The 19,662-nt window shown below is 37.9% G+C and carries 23 protein-coding genes; 16 read left to right on the top strand and 7 right to left on the bottom strand.

What is annotated here, in order from left to right:
* Nucleotides 1-84: 84 nt before the first annotated feature.
* The 6 genes from H3Z82_RS14905 to H3Z82_RS14880 form a co-directional block, all read right to left on the bottom strand.
* Complete coding sequence (locus tag H3Z82_RS14905; RefSeq protein ID WP_182206300.1) at nt 85-1,272, bottom strand: DUF1501 domain-containing protein; 1,188 nt, start codon at nt 1,270-1,272, stop codon at nt 85-87.
* Nucleotides 1,273-1,283: 11 nt separating this feature from the next.
* Nucleotides 1,284-2,675 (bottom strand): DUF1800 domain-containing protein, encoded by a 1,392-nt coding sequence (locus tag H3Z82_RS14900; RefSeq protein WP_182206299.1) that lies wholly within the window; start codon nt 2,673-2,675, stop codon nt 1,284-1,286.
* Nucleotides 2,676-2,925: 250 nt separating this feature from the next.
* Nucleotides 2,926-3,321, bottom strand: a complete 396-nt coding sequence (locus tag H3Z82_RS14895; RefSeq protein WP_182206298.1) for a rhodanese-like domain-containing protein — start codon at nt 3,319-3,321, stop codon at nt 2,926-2,928.
* 41 nt (nt 3,322-3,362) lie between these two features.
* On the bottom strand, nt 3,363-3,674 hold the full coding sequence (locus H3Z82_RS14890) for a rhodanese-like domain-containing protein (protein WP_182206297.1): 312 nt from the start codon (nt 3,672-3,674) through the stop codon (nt 3,363-3,365).
* A 182-nt stretch (nt 3,675-3,856) separates the two neighbouring features.
* Nucleotides 3,857-4,462 carry a thioredoxin family protein gene (locus H3Z82_RS14885; RefSeq protein WP_182206296.1) on the bottom strand — a complete coding sequence of 202 codons (606 nt, stop codon included), beginning with the start codon at nt 4,460-4,462 and terminating at the stop codon, nt 3,857-3,859.
* 71 nt (nt 4,463-4,533) lie between these two features.
* Entirely contained in the window at nt 4,534-5,061 is a 528-nt protein-coding gene (locus H3Z82_RS14880; RefSeq protein WP_182206295.1) for a TlpA family protein disulfide reductase, read from the bottom strand.
* 92 nt (nt 5,062-5,153) lie between these two features.
* On the opposite strand from H3Z82_RS14880, the gene H3Z82_RS14875 reads away from it, so the two are divergent.
* The 16 genes from H3Z82_RS14875 (at nt 5,154) to H3Z82_RS19840 (ending at nt 19,113) form a co-directional block, all read left to right on the top strand.
* Nucleotides 5,154-5,630, top strand: coding sequence for a MarR family winged helix-turn-helix transcriptional regulator (locus H3Z82_RS14875; RefSeq protein WP_235982459.1), 477 nt, complete (start codon nt 5,154-5,156; stop codon nt 5,628-5,630).
* A 65-nt stretch (nt 5,631-5,695) separates the two neighbouring features.
* Complete coding sequence (locus H3Z82_RS14870) at nt 5,696-6,223, top strand: YceI family protein (protein ID WP_235982458.1); 528 nt, start codon at nt 5,696-5,698, stop codon at nt 6,221-6,223.
* A 389-nt stretch (nt 6,224-6,612) separates the two neighbouring features.
* Nucleotides 6,613-8,016: an anthranilate synthase component I family protein gene (locus H3Z82_RS14865; protein WP_182206294.1), complete on the top strand. Its 1,404-nt coding sequence runs from the start codon at nt 6,613-6,615 to the stop codon at nt 8,014-8,016.
* A gap of 154 nt (nt 8,017-8,170) precedes the next feature.
* On the top strand, nt 8,171-8,770 hold the full coding sequence (locus H3Z82_RS14860) for an anthranilate synthase component II (protein ID WP_182206293.1): 600 nt from the start codon (nt 8,171-8,173) through the stop codon (nt 8,768-8,770).
* A 223-nt stretch (nt 8,771-8,993) separates the two neighbouring features.
* A complete protein-coding gene (gene trpD, locus H3Z82_RS14855) occupies nt 8,994-9,989 on the top strand; it encodes an anthranilate phosphoribosyltransferase (protein WP_182206292.1) in 996 nt (331 codons plus the stop codon).
* 99 nt (nt 9,990-10,088) lie between these two features.
* The gene (gene trpC, locus H3Z82_RS14850; protein ID WP_182206291.1) at nt 10,089-10,871 is read left to right on the top strand and encodes an indole-3-glycerol phosphate synthase TrpC; all 783 of its coding nucleotides are present in this window, start codon (nt 10,089-10,091) and stop codon (nt 10,869-10,871) included.
* Between the two features lie 92 nt (nt 10,872-10,963).
* Nucleotides 10,964-11,602, top strand: a complete 639-nt coding sequence (locus tag H3Z82_RS14845; protein WP_235982457.1) for a phosphoribosylanthranilate isomerase — start codon at nt 10,964-10,966, stop codon at nt 11,600-11,602.
* Between the two features lie 86 nt (nt 11,603-11,688).
* On the top strand, nt 11,689-12,870 hold the full coding sequence (gene trpB / locus H3Z82_RS14840) for a tryptophan synthase subunit beta (protein WP_182206289.1): 1,182 nt from the start codon (nt 11,689-11,691) through the stop codon (nt 12,868-12,870).
* 272 nt (nt 12,871-13,142) lie between these two features.
* The gene (gene trpA / locus H3Z82_RS14835; protein WP_182206288.1) at nt 13,143-13,913 is read left to right on the top strand and encodes a tryptophan synthase subunit alpha; all 771 of its coding nucleotides are present in this window, start codon (nt 13,143-13,145) and stop codon (nt 13,911-13,913) included.
* A gap of 40 nt (nt 13,914-13,953) precedes the next feature.
* Nucleotides 13,954-14,358 carry a DUF805 domain-containing protein gene (locus tag H3Z82_RS14830; RefSeq protein ID WP_182206287.1) on the top strand — a complete coding sequence of 135 codons (405 nt, stop codon included), beginning with the start codon at nt 13,954-13,956 and terminating at the stop codon, nt 14,356-14,358.
* Between the two features lie 170 nt (nt 14,359-14,528).
* Nucleotides 14,529-14,672: a hypothetical protein gene (locus H3Z82_RS14825; RefSeq protein WP_182206286.1), complete on the top strand. Its 144-nt coding sequence runs from the start codon at nt 14,529-14,531 to the stop codon at nt 14,670-14,672.
* A gap of 134 nt (nt 14,673-14,806) precedes the next feature.
* On the top strand, nt 14,807-15,259 hold the full coding sequence (locus H3Z82_RS14820; RefSeq protein WP_182206285.1) for a tRNA (cytidine(34)-2'-O)-methyltransferase: 453 nt from the start codon (nt 14,807-14,809) through the stop codon (nt 15,257-15,259).
* Between the two features lie 66 nt (nt 15,260-15,325).
* Nucleotides 15,326-16,846: a bifunctional GNAT family N-acetyltransferase/carbon-nitrogen hydrolase family protein gene (locus H3Z82_RS14815; RefSeq protein ID WP_182206329.1), complete on the top strand. Its 1,521-nt coding sequence runs from the start codon at nt 15,326-15,328 to the stop codon at nt 16,844-16,846.
* A gap of 2 nt (nt 16,847-16,848) precedes the next feature.
* Complete coding sequence (locus tag H3Z82_RS14810) at nt 16,849-17,511, top strand: hypothetical protein (RefSeq protein ID WP_182206284.1); 663 nt, start codon at nt 16,849-16,851, stop codon at nt 17,509-17,511.
* A gap of 401 nt (nt 17,512-17,912) precedes the next feature.
* Entirely contained in the window at nt 17,913-18,752 is an 840-nt protein-coding gene (locus H3Z82_RS14805; RefSeq protein WP_182206283.1) for an alpha/beta hydrolase, read from the top strand.
* A 271-nt stretch (nt 18,753-19,023) separates the two neighbouring features.
* Complete coding sequence (locus tag H3Z82_RS19840) at nt 19,024-19,113, top strand: DUF805 domain-containing protein (protein ID WP_220459195.1); 90 nt, start codon at nt 19,024-19,026, stop codon at nt 19,111-19,113.
* A 134-nt stretch (nt 19,114-19,247) separates the two neighbouring features.
* Here the strand turns inward: H3Z82_RS19840 and H3Z82_RS14795 are convergent, their stop codons facing one another.
* Nucleotides 19,248-19,466, bottom strand: a complete 219-nt coding sequence (locus tag H3Z82_RS14795; protein WP_182206282.1) for a VF530 family protein — start codon at nt 19,464-19,466, stop codon at nt 19,248-19,250.
* Nucleotides 19,467-19,662 lie beyond the last annotated feature (196 nt).

Genomic DNA, 19,662 nt, shown 5'->3' with positions numbered 1-19,662 from the left:
CAGAAGTCTTATTTAACCCTTAGTTTAAAATGTTAAGAAAGTACTAAATATTTAAAAACAAGGCAGAATTATTCGATATATAGATTAAAAATCGAGCTTACTGAACGATCTATTTAAAATAGCATTATCATTGACTTCTAACCATTTGTCCAATATGGTAGCATAAATTGACCTAAAATCTACAGTATGTTTAAGATCGCCGTTCCCATCCAAATTTGACAAATCTGGCATCTCGTTATAAAACCCTGGCGATTTCAGATGTTTACCAATCAGAAAGACATTATTTGCAGCACCATGGTCAGTGCCGTTGGCTGCGTTTTGTTTTAACCGTCTTCCAAATTCAGAAAACGTCAAGATCAAGGTGTCTTTAAAGGTATCATTCCGCTCTAAATCCTTAACAAAAACGTCAATGGATTTACAGTAGAGTTCCAACAATCGGCTTTGTTTATTAATTTGCCCTGCGTGGGTATCAAAGCCGCCCATGGAAACGTAATAGACTTTAGTTTGTAATCCTGAGTTGATAAATTCAGCAGTGGTTTTGAGTTGTTTCCCAAAGGGATTGTCAGGATATTCAAAACTGCTTTTAAATGTTTTTGAAGTTTCGTAAATGTATTTTGCTGATGACCTCGCCTCAATCATGGTTTGGTATAAATATCCTAAGTTATGTTCACTCAAATGATCATCGCTCTGATGATCAAGAACTTTTTTAAAATAAGGCGTTTGCATGTTATTATAAAGAATTGCCGGGTTTTTAGTAGCAATCCCATTCAAAGTTTTTCCTTTTAAAATTAAAGAAAGACTATCATCCAACTCAATTCCCCCGTACGACTTATGGATATTTTCGTCCAAATAGCGACCTAACCAACCCGTATCCAAATATTCATCAGAATTGCTTGCCGTTTGCCAGATATCCGTGGATCTAAAATGTGATCGGTTCGGATTGGGATATCCAACATTGTTGATGATGGTAACATAACCTTTATCGTATAAATTTTTTAATGGGCCGAGACTTTCATGAAATCCCAAATGCTCATTAATTGTGATGAGTGCGTCTTTTTTGATGGCAATCTTCGGCCTGCTGTTATAATAGATATCATTTGAATAAGGAATTATCGTGTTCAATCCGTCATTACCTCCGGCCATTTGTATAATTACCAATTTTTTGAACCCTATCGCGTTTTTGGACACATTCTCAAAAGCACGTACAAAACTGGGCACGAAAAATAAACTACTTGCAAGAGCACTCTGTTTTAAAAAATGTCGTCGTTCCATAATTTTATTTTTTAGCACAGTTGGTATTCAGGTATTGACATCAATTGGATGCAAAACTCTTTGTTGTTTTTGATTTCCAAATTTGATAAAAACCGTTCGGTATCGTTATCTATTGCAGAGATGATCAGTATTTCCTTCAATTTTTGCGGACTCAAGTGGCCGTAATTGGTCTCAAAAACATCCCAATATTTTGTTACTTTTAGTAAACGTTTCTTATTGGCCTGACGCTTATAATACATTTCGAAATCGTCTTCAAACGCTCCTTTTTCATCAACGTTGATAATTTCATTATTGAGAAGTATTGCAGCCAATTTCATTCGAAACATGAGCGTGTTCGAATCGATCCAATTTCTGTCTTCTTTCCAGCCCGCTACGTTTGGTGGGTATAACAAAACCTGACCCATAATCCGTTGGATATATAACAATTGCAACGGTTTGTCAAAGGTCAAAGGCACTATTTTCTGAATTCCGACAAGTAGCTCGATGGGCGATTTAATCTTTGTGCCTCTATTTTTGGTCTCATAAAACCAATCGGCACTAAAAATATAATGCATGAGATTTTTAATGTCATAATCCTTATAAAACAGATCGGTCAATGTTTTCAAATGGGCCTCATCCACTATGGGATTTACAAAATAGCGATAGATTTTTTCACAAATAAAACGCGCACATTGTTTCTGTTCACAGATAATATCAATAATGTCGTCTCCATCTAAATTTCCTGTTTTGCCCATAAAGGTCTTGATACCGTCATCATGCTTGAAAGGTCTTAAAAAGAAATCACCGTTAATCTTAAAGGACCAGCCTGTAAATGCCCTTGCAGATTCTTTGATATCATTTTCAGTATAATTCCCTATTCCCAAGGTGAACAATTCCATTAATTCTCTTGCGAAATTTTCATTGGGACTTGCCTTAACATTCTGTCTATTATTGAGATATTTGCTCATGGAAGCCTCGCGTGCTATGGCTTTAACAAAATTCCTAAAATTTCCCAAAGCGTGTTCCCGTAGTGTGTTATTATAGCGTTGGATGTACCATATATTATTATCCTGACATACAAAAACATTGGCCCAAAAGAGCGTCATCTTTTCTGCAAGAACCGCATCTGAAGTTGCCATCCGTTCAATCCACCCGTAATTGAGTTCCATGACTTTTTCTCTGCTTTTTTTCTGCAAAGCTTTGAGGTCCATTTCGTCTGAATCAGGTCTCGATCTCCTAGTATCAGAATTTAAATAGCTTTCAAATTCTGAAAGATCGAGCTTTAAGAGAGTTGCCTGTTGGGATTTCTCAAAGAGCTGTTCCACCACAAACAATCGAGGTTTTGAAGAAAGCGCTTCAAGAGTCTTTGGATCAATACCAAATCCCGCTCTAAAATATAAGTGTTGAATATGGTCTGTTTCCATGGATTTAGTATTGGTACTGCTAATAAGACGTCATTTTTTTTATAACGTTTAATGTGACAGGTTACGTCTATATAACCATAATCGATGCTATTGTATTGTTAAAAACTATATTTTTTGAGTTTTGAAGCGGCTATAAAATAGCGCGTTCATTAAATTTTAGCCATAAAAAAACCTTGTCATGTTTTCACATACAAGGTTTTAGAATTCGGTTATGGATTGTTGTTGTTGTTGTAGGTATTGTATTCTACGACTAATTCACCAGTTCAATAGCGCGGTCTTCATATAACCACTGAGTAATACCACCCTTAAGGTCGTAAACTTTAACAAAACCAGCTTCTATCATTTTCTCCGCACAATCTGCACTACGCTTTCCTGAACGACAATAGATGATAACGGGCTTGGTTTTATCTAATTTGAGAATGTCCTCATCAAATGTTGGCGAGTAGTAATCAATATTTTGCGAGTTCTTAATATAGCCATCCTCTCTTTCCTTAGCCGTTCTTACATCTACCAATTGTACATCTTCCAATTCCATGAGAGACTGCATTTCTTCAACAGTCACTAAATTAACCTCTCCTTCAACTTTTTCCTTACAAGCAGTAAAGAAGGTAAAACCAACAATAAAAATCAACAAAAAACGGTTCATAATATGGGGTTTAGCTGTATTATAATGCAAGTAATCACGATTTATTGTGTAGATGGGCCCTCCCATTCACTAAAACCTCCCACTAAATTGTAGGCGTTTTTGAATCCTAAGGAATTCATTATAGAACAGGCTTGACCACTTCGTCCACCTGACCTGCAATACACATAGTAGTTTTTTTCAGGATCAAGCTTCTTGATTTCATCAATAAACTCTTGTCCTTTGTGAATATCTAAATGAATGGCTTCTGGAATATAGCCTTCATCAACTTCTTCTTGTGTTCTTACGTCCAAAATAACCGCGTCTTTGTCATTTTCCAATTGGGACGCCCATTCTTGTTGCTTTAAATCTGCCATAGAAACTCTTTTTTAGAGCGACAAAATTAACATTTCTTTGTGATAAAGACGAAAAAAAATCCGAAGTGTTATCCTTCGGATTCAATTTTTAACATCTCATTCGATTTAATCAGTTCAAGGTGTTCTTAATTTGCGTAAATCAAGAACCTCGAGAGCAATGCTCGTCGTACGAATAAATTGGTCTACAACTTTATAGAACAACCAATAGCCCTTGTTTTGGCCTCCTTAATTGGTTGACCTGCCAAGAGTGCATCCACGGCATTTTCAACATATCTTAACCTGACCGCGCCTGCATCTTGATAATTATCGTCAATAGCTCCAATATATTTGACTTCATTTCCTTTATTCGTTTTTTGCAATACATAAACCTCAGGTGTTTTTGTGGCGCCATATTGTGGAGAAATCTTTTGACCCTCATCTTTGAGATAAGGAAAAGTGAACCCTTTAGACTTTGCTCTTTGTTTCATGGCGTCCATATTATCTCGGGGCTGGACATCTGTATTGTTAGGCATTATGGCAATAACTGGATAGCCTTTGCTTGCATATTTTTTGTCAAGTGCAACAATTCTATCTTCGTAAGCCACAGAATAGGGACAGGTATTACAAGTGAAAATGACAATAAATCCTTTGGCATCTTTATAATCTGACAAGGAAACCATGTTCCCATCAATATTTTCAAGTTCAAAATCTGTCGCAATATCACCTATATCATAACCAGGGCTAATAGTTGCAAAACCAGAAAGCAGGACAATGGCAACAACTGCAAAAATTCCTTTTATATGTTTCATAATTATTTACTTATAGTTTGATCTTTATAGTACGCAAGAATTGTTCCTTTTTTTAAGGTGAACTATGAGCACTAATTTAAAAATTGCTTGACTTCAGTTTCCAATTCTTCATAAGTAAAGGTTTGCTCATAAAATTGGCGTTTGTTTTTATTGAAAATCAATGTTGCCGGAATGGCACCGGTCCAATCGGGATCAATAGCGGGAATCCAAGTGTTGGAGTCATTGTCATCTAAAGCTACAACTTTAGATTTTAAATTATTCTTTTTTATGAAGGGTTTCAGGTGGGATTCATATTTCTTTGGAAAGTCTAAACTCACCAATAAAAGCTCCACATTTCTATCGCTGTAAGCCGCACCCAAAGCTTCAAAATAAGGTAGTTCCTTAATACAAGGCGCACACCAAGTCGCCCAAAAATTAACGACATAAACTTTGTCAGTAGATGTTTTTAATAATGGTTTTAGACCTTCAAAATCATAAACTTCTAAGGGAACGTCAGAATAATCTTCAGTTGGCTCCTTATCTACAATGGGTTTATTTTGAGAGTTCGAATCCTTACAGGATGCCGTTAAAATCAAAACCAATAAACAGAGTGTTCTCATGGGATAAAAATAAAAATCCATTCGATGACTGCTTAAACTTTAACAAAATATTATCGTCTAAATAATAATCAGAACTAAAATTTATCTTACATTTGTACCCACAACAATTGTATATGAAAGAATTGGAAGACATCTTATTAACTACCTCCGAAATACCATTGGAAAAAAAGACCGTTCTGAACATTTCCTATACTGCAAATGTGATACGAGACGGTATTTTAAACAGTCTTAAACCTTTTGATATATCCATTGAACAGTTTAATGTCCTCCGAATTTTACGCGGACAGAAAGGCAAAGCGACAAACCTTCAGGACATTCAACGTAGAATGGTCAGCAAAATGAGCAACACCACAAGATTGGTAGACAAGCTCATTTCGAAAGGCTATGTAGAACGTTTTATATGTGAAAAAAACCGTAGAAAAGTTGAGATTTTCATAACCGCGCATGGTTTGAACTTCTTAGAGGAAATAGATCCTTTAGTAGCAGAAACAGAAGCCAATATGACATCGCCTTTAACTCAAGACGAACTGAAAACTCTAAATAATTTATTAACAAAACTTAGAAATTAAACCATTAATTAATTACACATTTAAATCAAATTTTATGACTAATACACTAATTTTAGCAATGGCTTTTGCAGCCAGTTCATTTATTGACTTCAACCGAAAAGAAAGTTGATGTTGACAATAGTAAAATCACCTGGAAAGGCCATAAGGTAACCGGAGAGCATGATGGATACATCGTTCTACAAAAAGGGGCGTTACAATTTAATGACCAGAATCAACTCACCGGTGGAACTTTTGTCATGGATATGACCACGCTAACTGTAACAGACCTTGAAGGCGAGATGAAAGGCAAACTTGAAGGGCATCTAAAGTCAGACGATTTTTTCAGCACAGACAAGCATACTGAAGCAAAGTTTGTCATCACAAATGTATCTGGAAAAGATGGCAAATACAAAGTAACGGGAGACCTGACCATTAAAGGCATTACCAACCCTAACACTTTTGATATGATCATTTCTGGAAATACCGCTAAGGCCGACCTTAAAGTTGACCGCACCAAATATGATATAAAATTTAGATCAGCGAGTTTCTTTGACAACCTTAAAGACAAAGCTATTTATGATAATTTTGATCTCAGCGTAAACCTTAAGTTTTAAACCTAAAGCTAAACTGTAGCAACTTTTTTAATTAAGTATCTCGAGGCCTAATCGGCACTAACGGTCAGGTCCACGTGATATGAAAAAACAATTGTCCTTTAGATTCAGGTAAGCCTTAGGGGAATAAAACCCATTGGCGAAAATAAAAACGAATCCTGCTGCCAACTTCTGGTAGCGGGATTTTTTTTATTTTTTTTCAGAAATCATTTGCAGACTTAATTTTGATTTCTATATTTGACAAAACAAAAACATGTACACAACTTTAAATCATACTTGGTGGTGGAACTTTTCGAAACAATCTTCGTGAGGTAATGCTATAGTATATTTAAATCTAATATAAAAAAGGCTTGTCATTCACGACAGGTCTTTTTTTATTTACAAATAATCGAATGAAAACCTACAGTTTACAAACACATCACAAGAAAATTCTCGCAGACACGATCACGCCCGTGAGCATTTATTTGAAAATAAGGGACAAATTTCCCAATAGTATTCTTCTGGAAAGCAGTGATTACCGCGCCAACGACAATAGTTTCTCTTATATCTGTTGCAACCCTATTGCTTCAATTACAGTTAAGAATGAGGTCATTACACAGCGCTTTCCGGATAAAAGTGAAGTAAGACAACCCATTACATCAGAGACCAATGTGGCGGATGTTATTCACAAATTTACCCAACGTTTTAAATCCGATACAAAAGATAAATTCAAATTTATTAACAACGGTGTTTTTGGATATATCGCCTATGATGCCGTACGCTATTTTGAGGATGTAGACATCTCAAAAAAAGATGGCCATCAAGATATCCCGGATATTTACTATGCGGTGTACCAAAACATTATCGCCATTAATCATTTCAAAAATGAGGCTTATGTATTTGCAAATTGCTTTGAGACTGAAAATAATATTTCGGAAATACTTCAACTCATCCAATCGAAAAATTTTGCAGCTTTTAACTTTACAACGGACGGCGAAACATTTTCTAATTTAACAGACGACGAGTACAAAGAGAATGTTATCCTGGCAAAAAAGCACTGTGCCCGAGGCGATGTGTTTCAACTCGTGCTCTCAAAAAAATTTTCACAGCAATTTAAAGGTGACGAATTCAATGTCTATCGCGCCTTGCGAAGCATCAACCCCTCTCCTTACCTCTTTTATTTTGATTACGGCGATTTCAAGATTTTTGGAAGTTCGCCAGAAGCACAATTGGTCATCAATAAGGACAAAGCTGAAATCCATCCGATTGCAGGAACCTTCAAACGAACTGGCAACGACGAAAAAGACGCTGAACTTGCCAAAAAATTATCTATTGACGACAAGGAAAATGCAGAACACGTCATGCTGGTAGACTTAGCAAGAAATGATTTGAGTCGCCATGGCAGCCAAGTAACCGTTGAAAAGTATAGAGAAGTCCAATTCTTTTCCCATGTGATTCATTTGGTGAGCAAGGTGACCGGTAAAAAGCATAAAGACACCACTACCATGCAAATGGTTGCCGATACGTTTCCTGCAGGCACCTTGAGCGGTGCACCAAAACACAAAGCCATGCAACTGATTGAAAAATACGAAAAAACGAGTCGTGACTTTTACGGTGGCGCCATTGGTTTTATGGATTTTCAGGGTAACTTCAACCATGCCATTATGATCCGTACGTTTCTAAGCAAAAACCATCAATTGCATTGGCAAGCGGGCGCGGGACTGGTATCAAAGTCGAACCCTGACGACGAATTACAGGAAGTGTATAACAAGTTGGGCGCCTTGACTAAAGCCATCGATATGGCAAAGGAGATATGAGAAAACAAGCAAGGCTCTCATGCCAATATGTGAATTTTAAATGACCTATCAGGTTTGAAACAGGAGATGAATGGATTAAAATATGGACCTGATAGTTCTGCCAAAGAAAAATAACGTTTAATTAAAAAGATCCCCGCGTTCGCGAGGAATAGATATGAAAATATTAGTTATAGACAATTACGACAGTTTCACCTACAATCTCGTCCATTATCTTGAAGATTTGGGCTGTGAGGTCACTGTCCGACGTAACGATCAACTGTCGCTTGAGGAGGTAGACGCCTTTGAGAAAATAGTGCTATCGCCAGGACCAGGTCTTCCTGATGAAGCAGGCTTGCTAAAAGCTATTATAAAGACCTACGCATCCACAAAAAGTATTTTGGGCGTTTGCCTTGGCCAACAAGCAATAGGTGAGGTATTTGGTGGCACATTGGTTAATCTTAATAATGTTTACCATGGCGTTGCCACCAAAGTAACCCCTAGCGTAAACGACGAAGCGCTTTTTAACGGTCTGGATAAGACCATTGAAGTTGGACGCTATCACTCTTGGGTGGTAGACCCTAATTTGCCTGACGTATTGGAAGCCACTTCCTTTGATGAAAACGGCCAAATAATGTCCTTGCGCCACAGAACATACGATTTAAAAGGGGTGCAATTCCATCCAGAATCAGTGCTGACACCGGATGGAAAAAAAATCTTGGAGAATTGGATTAAAATTCCCGCGCAGGCAGGAATCTCACAAGATCAGCAACGTTAGTCCTTTAAGTCTTAAGGAAGAAAACACTTCAGACTTAAAAGGTAAGATCTGATAAAGAATGTAAAAAATTATTTAGTTGCAAAAACCCTTACCTTTTAAATGGAAGGCGGATTCACCCCGAGAAGACGGGACGAAAACTGAAGAGTTATTTAGTATTAAAAACTAGTTATTTAGAAAGAATTAAGTTTAACAACAAAAGATTCCTGCCTTCGCAGGAAGTATTATGAAACACATACTCAACAGACTCATCAACCAAGAAAGCATCTCCAGCGAAGAAGCCAAACAGGTCTTGGTCAACATATCAAAAGGAAGTTACAACCAAAGTCAGATTGCATCTTTCTTAACCGTTTATATGATGCGAAGCATTACGATTGAAGAATTGCAAGGTTTTAGGGATGCGCTTTTAGAACTTTGTTTGCACGTGGATTTGGCCGATTATAACGGCATCGATTTATGTGGTACGGGCGGCGACGGTAAAGACACATTCAATATTTCAACCTTAGCATCATTTGTCACTGCAGGTGCTGGTGTTAATGTGACCAAACACGGTAATTACGGCGTTTCTTCGGCTTGTGGCTCGTCAAACGTTATGGAATATCTGGGTATTAAATTCACCTCGGATATTGATTTCCTAAAACGATCGTTAGACGAGGCTGGAATTTGCATTTTGCACGCCCCACTCTTTCATCCAGCCATGAAAAATGTGGCACCCATCCGTAAGGATTTGGCCGTAAAAACCTTTTTTAATATGTTGGGACCAATGGTGAATCCTTCTTTTCCAAAAAATCAATTGGTGGGTGTTTTCAACTTGGAATTGCTTAGAATGTATAGCTATCTTTACCAAAACACGGATATCAACTATACCATTTTGCATGCTTTGGATGGGTATGATGAAATCTCATTGACCGGACCAACCAAAGTGATTCGAAATACTACAGAAACCATGATTTTTCCAGAATTTTTTAGCGTGAACACTTTAAACCAAAGTGAAATTTATGGTGGCGATTCGGTAGCATCATCAGCCAATATTTTCACACAAATATTAGATGGGCAAGGCAGCGAAGCACAAAACAACGTAGTATGCGCGAATGCAGCGATGGCCATTTCGACCGTAACCAAAAAATCGGTGGAGGATTGTTTCGAACTGGCGAAAGAGGCTTTATTGAGCGGAAAAGCAAAAGAGAAATTTGACAGATTGGTTGACATAAGTAGAAAATAGTCAACAGTTCGCAGCCAAACAGAAAACTGACAACAGACAACAGAAAACAGAGAACAGAGAACAGAGAACAGAGAACAGAGAAAATAAACCTTTTTTTAAATGAATATTTTAGACCAAATAGTTACTGACAAACGCAAAGAAGTTGATTTAAGAAGATCACTTATTCCTACGTCACAATTGGAACAATCGGTTTTGTTTGAAAGAGATACGGTTTCACTTACTGAAAGATTGCAAAACAGCGCTTCAGGTATTATTGCTGAACACAAGCGCCGTTCACCCTCAAAATCAGTGATCAATCAGACACTTAGCGTCTCTGACGTCGCGCAAGGTTATGAATCGGCTGGAGTTTGTGGGATGTCAGTTCTAACTGACGGGAAATATTTTGGAGGCTCTTTGGACGATTTATTGTTGGCAAAAGCGAGCTGCAATTTACCTCTTTTAAGAAAGGAGTTTATCATCCATCCCTACCAAATAGTGGAAGCAAAAGCTTATGGCGCAGACGTCATTTTGCTCATCGCATCTATTTTATCTAAAGTGGAAATTAAGAGTTTTTCAGAACTAGCGAAGAGCTTAAATCTCGAAATCCTATTGGAAATTCATAATGAGGAAGAGTTGCACAAATCGGTGATGCCCAGTTTGGATATGATTGGTGTGAACAATAGAAATTTAAAAACCTTCGAGGTCAGCTTAGAGACGAGCAAGCATTTGAGCACCTTAATTCCAGATGATTTTATAAAAATATCCGAAAGTGGCATCAGCAACGTTGAAGCTATAAAAGAGTTACAACCCTACGGTTACCAAGGTTTTTTAATTGGAGAAAACTTTATGAAAACCGACAATGCGGGAGAAAGTGCAAAAGCATTTATCAAAAACCTGGCTTAAAGATTAAAATGGGTATTAAAAACGAAATAAACAAAAAGAATCAAACCCCCTCTCCTACTGATAGGACTGGGACGAAGATTAAAATCTGCGGTATGAAATTTCCCGACAATATTGGTGATATTGCTGTGCTTCAACCTGACTATCTCGGATTTATATTCTATGAAAAGTCCAGTCGATTTTTCAATGGCAACATTCCTAAGTTGCCTTCAGACCTCAAAAAGGTAGGGGTTTTTGTGAATGCAACGATTGAGGAAGTGATTAAAAAAGTTGAAAAATATGATTTAGATCTGGTTCAATTGCATGGGGAGGAATCGCCGGAGTTTTGCAAAGAACTACGTGGTCTTCTTACAAATACAGATCGAGGTAAAAATGATGAGATTCCTGCCTTCGCAGGAATATTGAAGGTTTTCTCAATAAAAGATCAATTCAATTTTGACCAATTACAACCCTACGAATCGGTGTGCGATTACTTTTTGTTTGATACTAAAGGAAAGTTACCAGGTGGCAATGGCTACACGTTTAATTGGGAAGTTTTGAAAGATTACCCATCCACAAAACCTTATTTTTTAAGTGGAGGGATTGGTTTGGAAGAGGTGGATAAGCTAACTGAGTTTTTGGGAAGACAGGAATCCCAATATTGCCACGCCATCGACGTCAACAGTAAATTTGAAATTGAACCTGGATTGAAAGATTCGGAAAAACTGGAAGTATTTATAAAGGAAATGAATTGATTTAACCAGACCTGTATGCCTCGATAGTTATCGGGATTGTCAGGTCTTTTAAACATGAGGTTCCCGCTTTCACGGGAATGAAGAATATGACATACAACATCAACGAAAAAGGATATTACGGCGAATTTGGCGGAGCATACATTCCAGAAATGCTATACCCCAATGTGGAGGAGTTACGCCAAAATTACCTCAAAGTCATGGCAGAACCTGAATTCCAAGAAGAATTCAACGCGCTGCTTAAAGATTATGTGGGGCGCCCTTCCCCGCTCTATTTCGCCAAGCGATTAAGCGAAAAATACAACACCAAGATTTATTTAAAACGCGAAGACCTCAACCATACCGGTGCACATAAAATCAACAACACCATTGGTCAGATTTTAATGGCAAAACGTCTTGGAAAGAATCGTATCATAGCCGAAACTGGTGCTGGTCAGCATGGTGTGGCTACGGCTACAGTCTGCGCTCTGATGGGTCTGGAATGCATTGTTTATATGGGCGAAATTGACATTGCGCGTCAGGCACCAAACGTGGCGCGAATGAAAATGTTGGGGGCTACCGTTGTTCCCGCTCTTTCTGGAAGTCGCACCTTAAAGGATGCCACTAATGAAGCCATTCGCGATTGGATCAATAATCCTGTAGATACGCATTATATTATCGGCAGTGTGGTAGGCCCGCATCCGTATCCGGATATGGTAGCGCGTTTTCAGGCCATTGTTTCCGAAGAAATCCAATGGCAACTCAAAGAAAAAGAAGGCACCACAAAACCCGATTATGTAGTAGCCTGTGTTGGCGGGGGCAGTAATGCTGCAGGTGCGTTTTATCATTTTTTGGACGACACAGAAGTCAAACTCATTGCTGTGGAAGCTGCCGGAAAAGGCGTGCATTCTGGAGAGAGCGCAGCTACATCAGTTTTAGGAAAAGAGGGCATCATTCACGGCAGTAAAACACTATTGATGCAAACGCCTGACGGACAGGTTACGGAACCGTACAGTATTTCGGCAGGTTTGGATTATCCTGGTGTGGGACCGATGCATGCCCATTTGTACAAAAGTGGTCGAGCTGAATTTATTGCGATTACCGATGATGATGCCATGACCGCCGGACTGGAATTGTGCAAAAGGGAAGGCATCATTCCAGCCATTGAAAGCTCACATGCATTAGCGGTCTTTGAGCATAAAAAGTTTCAACCAGATGATGTCGTCGTAGTTAGTTTGTCAGGCCGTGGGGATAAGGATTTGGAGACTTATATAAAGCATTTTAATCTTTAGCAGTTGGGTTACCCTAAAGGGTCAGGCTGTCGGCAGTCGCTCTCTCCCGATAGCTATCGGCAATCAATTCCTTCCCTTTTTTTAAGGGAAGTTGGTTATGGGCTACTGAAAAGCCCAAAGACGGAAGGGTTTATATAAATCAAAAAACCTTATTTACGAAAGAATAAGAATTAAACAGGTATTAAATAAGAAGAGATTCCTTCCCGATGGTTATCGGGATCACAGGAATTTAGTTTAACTAAAAAAGATTCCCGCATTCGCGGGAAGTAAGCATGAACAGAATCAATCAGAAATTGCAAGAAAAAAGTAATGAAAAGTTACTTTCCATATACTTTACCGCAGGTTATCCTAATCTCAACGATACGGCGACCATCATTCAAGATCTGGAGAAAAGTGGCGTAGGTATGATAGAAATCGGTTTGCCATTTAGCGATCCTTTGGCCGACGGCCCAACCATTCAAGCCAGTTCGACACAAGCTTTAAAAAATGGAATGACTACAGAAGTGCTTTTTGACCAACTCAAAGACATCAGGAAAACAGTCAACATTCCATTAGTCATTATGGGCTATTTCAATCCGATATTGCAATATGGCGTGGAAGCCTTTTGCAAGAAATGCCGGGAGATTGGCATTGACGGACTTATTATTCCTGATTTGCCGGTAGACGTATTTAATGATCGGTATAAATCCATCTTTGAAACCTATGATATTATCAACGTGTTTTTGATAACTCCACAAACCTCTGAGGAGCGTGTTCGGTTTATCGATTCCATTTCACAAGGCTTTATTTATATGGTCAGTAGTGCCAGCGTTACTGGAAGCAGCTCTGGTTTTGGAGATATCCAAACGGATTATTTCAAGCGAATCGCCAAGATGAACCTCAAAAATCCTCAGGTTATTGGCTTCGGTATTTCTGATCATGAAAGCTACGCTCAAGCTACTAAATACGCCAAAGGCGCAATTATTGGAAGTGCATTTATCAAGAACCTCTCAAAAAATGGTGTTGATAATACAGAACAATTTATACAGTCCATTCTAAATTAAAAATTATATTTGACCTTAACCAACCTTTAAAATTTAATTTATGAAATGGTATTTAAAAGTAGTCAGAGACAACTACACAAACTTCAATGGACGTGCACGACGTGAAGAGTACTGGATGTTTGTTTTATTTAATTTCCTCTTTGCCATAGGTATTGTCATTATTTCTGGAGCACTGGCAAACCTAACCGACGTACCGGCATTTATTGGGCTTTATTTTATTTACATCCTAGCCATAATAATTCCAAGTTTGGCGGTGGCGGTGCGCAGATTACACGATATTAATAAAAGTGGCTGGTTTTACTTAGTTGGTCTAATTCCACTTATTGGAGGCATCTGGCTCCTTGTACTTTTTGTGACTGAAGGTGACGTAGGTCCCAACAATTATGGACCAGATCCAAAGCGTCCCAATGAGGCGGAGATTAACAAAATTGGAACGGTATCTTGAGCGTAGCCAAAAAACAACCTGAGCGTATTTAAAATTTGCACCCTTTTATAAATCAGATTCTGCCTTAATTCGGACTTGACATTAACAATACAGCTATTGTTTTAAGATACTTTTAATATAATTTTATTCTGTTTTCATTAATTTATACATGAATTAAAAAAATAGAAATTATGGGAATAATAGAAGAGAATAAGAAATTTAAAACATCAACTGAACAGAAAAACCCCACTAATCCAACTGGAGATACTAAAGTGGATACCAATCAGTTTGATATTGATAAAAAGACGATAAAGGACCAAAAATCGAAAAAATGATTTGGTGGTATAATTTTAAAGGAAACCTATTCTTATCTTTAACGAATAGGTTTCTTTTTGGTTGAAACCTGTCGCAAATACCATAAAATCACCTCTATTGATTGTTGATAAGTGTAAAACATTATAACTTTAGTATGTCCTTAAACATCGTATTGATTGAGCCCGAAATCCCTAATAACACCGGCAACATCGGCAGATTGGCTTTAGCCTCTGGAGCACATTTACACTTGGTCAAACCCTTCGGATTTGAAATTACCGATGCCCGCCTGAAACGTGCAGGATTGGATTATTGGCCACACCTAAATATCAGCACGTATGAAAGTACAAGCTCGTTTTTTGCAGCGCACCAAGGAGCAAAAATGGTGTTTTTATCAAGTCATGGCGACAAAGATTACTGGGACATTCCTTTTACGGATAATTTGTTTCTGATTTTTGGCAAGGAATCGGTAGGCTTGTCCAAAACCATTCTTGATACACATAAGGAGCATCTGTACAAAATTCCACTGTTTAGTGAGCATGTACGCAGTTTGAATCTTGCCAATGCCGTAGCCATTGTGGTCTATGAAGGCATTAAAAAATTAAAATAGAATATTGAACAACACGGTCATATATCTGATCTTTAAGAGTTAAAACCAACCACATTGAAAGACACCATGGAAGACATTGAAAATATTGAATTAAAGTATCTAAAGTTAGAAGATTACCAGGAGTTAAAGGAAGCCATGATTGCCTCTTACACTACCATGCCTGATGCATTCTGGCAGGAACATCAGATTAAAAAACTAATCGAGGAGTTTCCTGAGGGCCAAGTGGTTATTAAAATCAACGACCAAATTGCGGGGTGCGCGCTGAGTATTATTGTAGATTACAATCAATTTGATGATAATCACACCTACAAGGATATTACCGGAAATTACACGTTTAGCACTCATACCGATGAGGGTGATGTTATTTATGGTGTTGATGTATTTATCAAACCAGAATTCAGAGGCCTACGTTTGGGACGCCGACTTTATGACTATCGAAAGGAATTATGCGAACGCTTAAATTTAAGAGGTTTGGCTTTTGGAGGACGTATTCCAAACTATCACAAATACTCAGACACGTTAACACCTAAAGAATACATCGATAAAGTTAAGCGCAAGGAAATTCATGATCCTGTGCTGAATTTTCAGATTTCCAACGACTTTCACCCGACACGTATTTTAAAAAATTATCTTGAAGGGGATGCTTCTTCTCAAGATTATGCCGTGTTATTGGAGTGGAGCAATATCTATTATGAGAAGAAATCAAAAAAAGCCACGACCATTAAGAAGATTGTACGTCTTGGATTGGTACAATGGCAAATGCGATTGTATAAGGATATGGACGAAATGATGCAACAAGCGGAATTCTTTATCGATTCGGTTTCGGGGTATCGCAGTGATTTTGCCTTGTTTCCAGAATTTTTCAATGCCCCGTTAATGGCGGATAACAACCATCTTTCAACACCTGAGGCCATCAGGGAGCTGGCGAAACATACTCTAGAAATGGTGCAACGTTTCTCCAAACTTGCTATTTCCTACAATATCAATATCATTACAGGAAGCATGCCTGAAGTGGTCGACAATAAACTTCATAACGTTGGCTATTTATGCCGTCGGGATGGCAGCACGGAACGTTTTGAAAAACTACATATCACACCAGATGAAGCACGGGTTTGGGGTATGGTTGGTGGAAATAAACTCCAGACTTTTGATACTGACTGTGGCAAAATAGGCATCCTGATTTGTTATGACGTTGAATTCCCGGAACTGAGCAGAATTTTAGCCGATGAGGGCATGGATATTCTATTTGTACCCTTCTTGACCGACACGCAGAATGGCTTTTCACGAGTACGCCATTGCGCCCAGGCAAGAGCCATTGAAAACGAATGTTATGTTGCTATTGCGGGCAGTGTGGGCAATTTACCGAATGTTCAAAATATGGACATTCAGTATGCACAATCGGCGGTATTTACACCCTGCGATTTTGCATTCCCGACCAATGGGGTTAAAGCAGAAGCCACACAAAATGCTGAAATGATCCTCATCGCTGATGTGGATATTGATCTTTTAAGAGAACTGAACCAATTTGGAAGCGTCAGAAACTTAAAGGACAGAAGAACAGATTTATTTGAACTAAAAAAGAAGTAATTATGAACTATCATATTGTTATCAATAGCGTAAAAACTGTTGAAGAATTTAAAGATACATGGACCAATGCTGATTATATTGAACTTTTAGACCGATTTGGGTTTCCAGGGGGCGAAAAATCAAAGCCTGAAGAACTTGAAGAACTACTCTTTATGGCCATATCTGATTTTGAGGGTCCAGAAGCCGCAGCCATCCTATTAGAGTATAAATTATCCGAACATTTAACAGAAGGTCAAATAGACCAGATGTCGCACGACATGGTATTGGATAAAATTTCTGAAGAATATAGCGACATCAGCTTGCATCATGAGCTTTTCAACATCAATCAATTGCTATACAAAGCTTATAATGGAACCTTTCCGTCCGCAAAAGCCACCATTGTTGAATTTGAAATCACTCCAAATCAAGATGTCTCAAAAGAAGTGGTCTTAAAAGTTTTAGATAAGACGCTTGCAAATAATAACATTATTAAGCGTTTGTACGCGGACCAATTAGAAGGAAAGGAAGCCTTTGATGAAGCAGAAGATATTGTGTGGGAATTAGAAAATACAGGTGAGAATTCTTATATCATGACCACATCGGAATATTGGATCAGTAGGGATGAATTTAAGGATGCAGAATTCGATGCTACAATTGCCATTTATGAGGAGGAGGAAGAAGATTAAAGCAAACCGCTTGCTTTGATTGCGCTCAGCATAATAGGTCTCCTTTAGATGTTAGAATCAATCGGCCAGGCATGGAATCAAAACAGAATAGGTCAAATTTTAAAGCTCCGGGTTTTATTTAAAATCTGGAGCTTTTGTTTAGTTTCACAAAGAGCATTAGGACCGTTTGCTTGGACTGCACTCAAGAAAGGAACACGCAAAACCATCGCAGAACAACCAGGTTTAAAGCAATATAAGATAAATTAATTTCACATTAGTGCAATTTAGGAATCCATTTAATCCGCGAAATTCGTGGTTAAAGAATAAAATTTCTAAAAGTTAAAAACCTTAATAAAACCTCATCAATACACTATATTTAACCTATTCTTACAAATCAAAAAGCATCCAAACTATTCTCTATAATGAAACACCTTCTTTTTAGTATTTTTTTGATAATTATCACCCTTAGTTCTTCGGATGCACAAACCGTGTTAGAAGAAAACTCAAAATTACCCCTAACGATTGGGGAAGTAGTTTCCATTGATTCCAAAATTCTATCAGAATCCAGAACGCTCAACATTTATTTGCCTGAGGGTTATAAGACTTCAGACACCTTAAAATACCCAGTAATCTATGTATTGGACGGCAGTATTAATGAAGATTTTGTGCATATAGTTGGCTTAGTACAGTTTTTTAACTTACAGATGACTATGCCAAAATCCATAGTGGTGGGCATTGCCAATATCGATAGGAAACGGGACTTCACTTTTCCCACAACAGACAGGAAGCTAAAAATGGATTATCCAACGACAGGAGGTTCGCGTAAATTCATCGACTTTATAGAAAGTGAAGTACAACCCTATATTAAGGCCAATTATGCTACCACAAACCAAAAAATACTCATTGGGCAATCGCTTGGAGGCTTGCTCGCTACAGAAATTCTATTTAAAAAACCAACACTCTTTACAGATTATATTATTGTAAGTCCGAGTTTATGGTGGGATAATGAATCCTTACTTAAAGACGCCAAAATGTTTTTAGGCGCCCATTCCAAGATGCCTGCCAATGTATATATATCGGTAGGTACTGAAGGTGAAATTATGGAACGTGAGGCGAGAAGTCTGGCCAAACTGTTGAAAAACTCTGGAAAACCAGATCTTAACTCTGAGTTTCTCTTTTTACCGAATGAAAATCATGCCACCATTTTACATCAAAGTGTGAATGATACTTTTAAATTGATGTATCCTTATAAGGATAATTGACCAATGGTTCAACACCAAGTGTTTTGAGATAATTATTCAGCAATATTTCTATTTTAACCAATACCTCAGCTTGACTACCGACCTACAAATTGGTATTTAGAAGCTTTCAAAAACAAATATGCCGACTTTAGTAAACGTGCAAGACGAATAGACTATCGGATGTTCATGCTTTTTCATCTCCTAAGCATCTTCTTTTGGCATTCCTGTCAAGCGCACTGGTTGAACTGCATCTGGAATCTATCGCTGTGATTTTACTGGTGATTTATATATATTGGTATCCTTTTTTCCAGCATTGGCAATAAACGTTAGACGCTTGCATGATACGGGAAAAAGTGGTTGGTTTTATCTAATTTTATTTTAATCCCTTAAAAAGGCTCATATATTCTTCTGATTTTCACAGTACAGGATAGCGAACCGATGCCGAACAAATGGGAACCGAATCCATAAAGGACCAAATACAGATGAAATCAATGAGATTGGAAAACCAGTAGAACTTTAGCGTTTATTTGCCAACATATTCAGGTACATCCGTTCCACTTTAGCGCGGGCCCAAGGGGTTCGTCGTAAAAACTTCAAACTGGATTTTACTGATGGATCTTCATTAAAACACCTGATTTTAACCACCGTACCCATATACTCCCAGCCATAATGCGCCACCAGATCATTAATGATTTGCTCAAGTTTTATGCCGTGTAGAGGGTTGTTGGGTTGCATTTTTTGAAGGTTTCTTATTTTAGTTGCAAGTTTTAGGTTTCTTGTTCAAAAACTCAATCAATGGAAAGCTGACCTGCCCGTACGTTCAGGCTTATGACGCTGATTAAGCTGATATTCCCAAATTTTGTTAGACGCTAAATTAAAAAAAACTTAGACAATTCTTCTGTAAGTTGGGTTTTGTATTTTGAGATTTTAA

Origin of the sequence: Gelidibacter maritimus (genome assembly GCF_014062315.1) — a bacterium.
GTDB lineage: Bacteria > Bacteroidota > Bacteroidia > Flavobacteriales > Flavobacteriaceae > Gelidibacter > Gelidibacter maritimus.
The sequence above is the reverse complement of the archived record's forward strand: the minus strand, read 5'-3'. Positions and strand labels throughout refer to the sequence as shown.

What these genes read in the sequence shown, in the direction of transcription:
- H3Z82_RS14860 (WP_182206293.1), top strand. Translation starts at nt 8,171, where the DNA reads ATGAAAATATTAGTTATAGACAATTACGACAGTTTCACCTACAATCTC.
- H3Z82_RS14880 (WP_182206295.1), bottom strand. Translation starts at nt 5,061, where the DNA reads ATGAGAACACTCTGTTTATTGGTTTTGATTTTAACGGCATCCTGTAAG.
- trpB (WP_182206289.1), top strand. Translation starts at nt 11,689, where the DNA reads ATGACATACAACATCAACGAAAAAGGATATTACGGCGAATTTGGCGGA.
- H3Z82_RS14885 (WP_182206296.1), bottom strand. Translation starts at nt 4,462, where the DNA reads ATGAAACATATAAAAGGAATTTTTGCAGTTGTTGCCATTGTCCTGCTT.
- H3Z82_RS14795 (WP_182206282.1), bottom strand. Translation starts at nt 19,466, where the DNA reads ATGCAACCCAACAACCCTCTACACGGCATAAAACTTGAGCAAATCATT.
- H3Z82_RS14815 (WP_182206329.1), top strand. Translation starts at nt 15,326, where the DNA reads ATGGAAGACATTGAAAATATTGAATTAAAGTATCTAAAGTTAGAAGAT.
- H3Z82_RS14865 (WP_182206294.1), top strand. Translation starts at nt 6,613, where the DNA reads ATGAAAACCTACAGTTTACAAACACATCACAAGAAAATTCTCGCAGAC.
- H3Z82_RS14825 (WP_182206286.1), top strand. Translation starts at nt 14,529, where the DNA reads ATGGGAATAATAGAAGAGAATAAGAAATTTAAAACATCAACTGAACAG.
- H3Z82_RS14830 (WP_182206287.1), top strand. Translation starts at nt 13,954, where the DNA reads ATGAAATGGTATTTAAAAGTAGTCAGAGACAACTACACAAACTTCAAT.
- H3Z82_RS14890 (WP_182206297.1), bottom strand. Translation starts at nt 3,674, where the DNA reads ATGGCAGATTTAAAGCAACAAGAATGGGCGTCCCAATTGGAAAATGAC.
- H3Z82_RS14900 (WP_182206299.1), bottom strand. Translation starts at nt 2,675, where the DNA reads ATGGAAACAGACCATATTCAACACTTATATTTTAGAGCGGGATTTGGT.
- H3Z82_RS14895 (WP_182206298.1), bottom strand. Translation starts at nt 3,321, where the DNA reads ATGAACCGTTTTTTGTTGATTTTTATTGTTGGTTTTACCTTCTTTACT.
- H3Z82_RS14820 (WP_182206285.1), top strand. Translation starts at nt 14,807, where the DNA reads ATGTCCTTAAACATCGTATTGATTGAGCCCGAAATCCCTAATAACACC.
- H3Z82_RS14810 (WP_182206284.1), top strand. Translation starts at nt 16,849, where the DNA reads ATGAACTATCATATTGTTATCAATAGCGTAAAAACTGTTGAAGAATTT.
- trpC (WP_182206291.1), top strand. Translation starts at nt 10,089, where the DNA reads ATGAATATTTTAGACCAAATAGTTACTGACAAACGCAAAGAAGTTGAT.
- H3Z82_RS14845 (WP_235982457.1), top strand. Translation starts at nt 10,964, where the DNA reads ATGAAATTTCCCGACAATATTGGTGATATTGCTGTGCTTCAACCTGAC.
- trpA (WP_182206288.1), top strand. Translation starts at nt 13,143, where the DNA reads ATGAACAGAATCAATCAGAAATTGCAAGAAAAAAGTAATGAAAAGTTA.
- trpD (WP_182206292.1), top strand. Translation starts at nt 8,994, where the DNA reads ATGAAACACATACTCAACAGACTCATCAACCAAGAAAGCATCTCCAGC.
- H3Z82_RS14905 (WP_182206300.1), bottom strand. Translation starts at nt 1,272, where the DNA reads ATGGAACGACGACATTTTTTAAAACAGAGTGCTCTTGCAAGTAGTTTA.
- H3Z82_RS14805 (WP_182206283.1), top strand. Translation starts at nt 17,913, where the DNA reads ATGAAACACCTTCTTTTTAGTATTTTTTTGATAATTATCACCCTTAGT.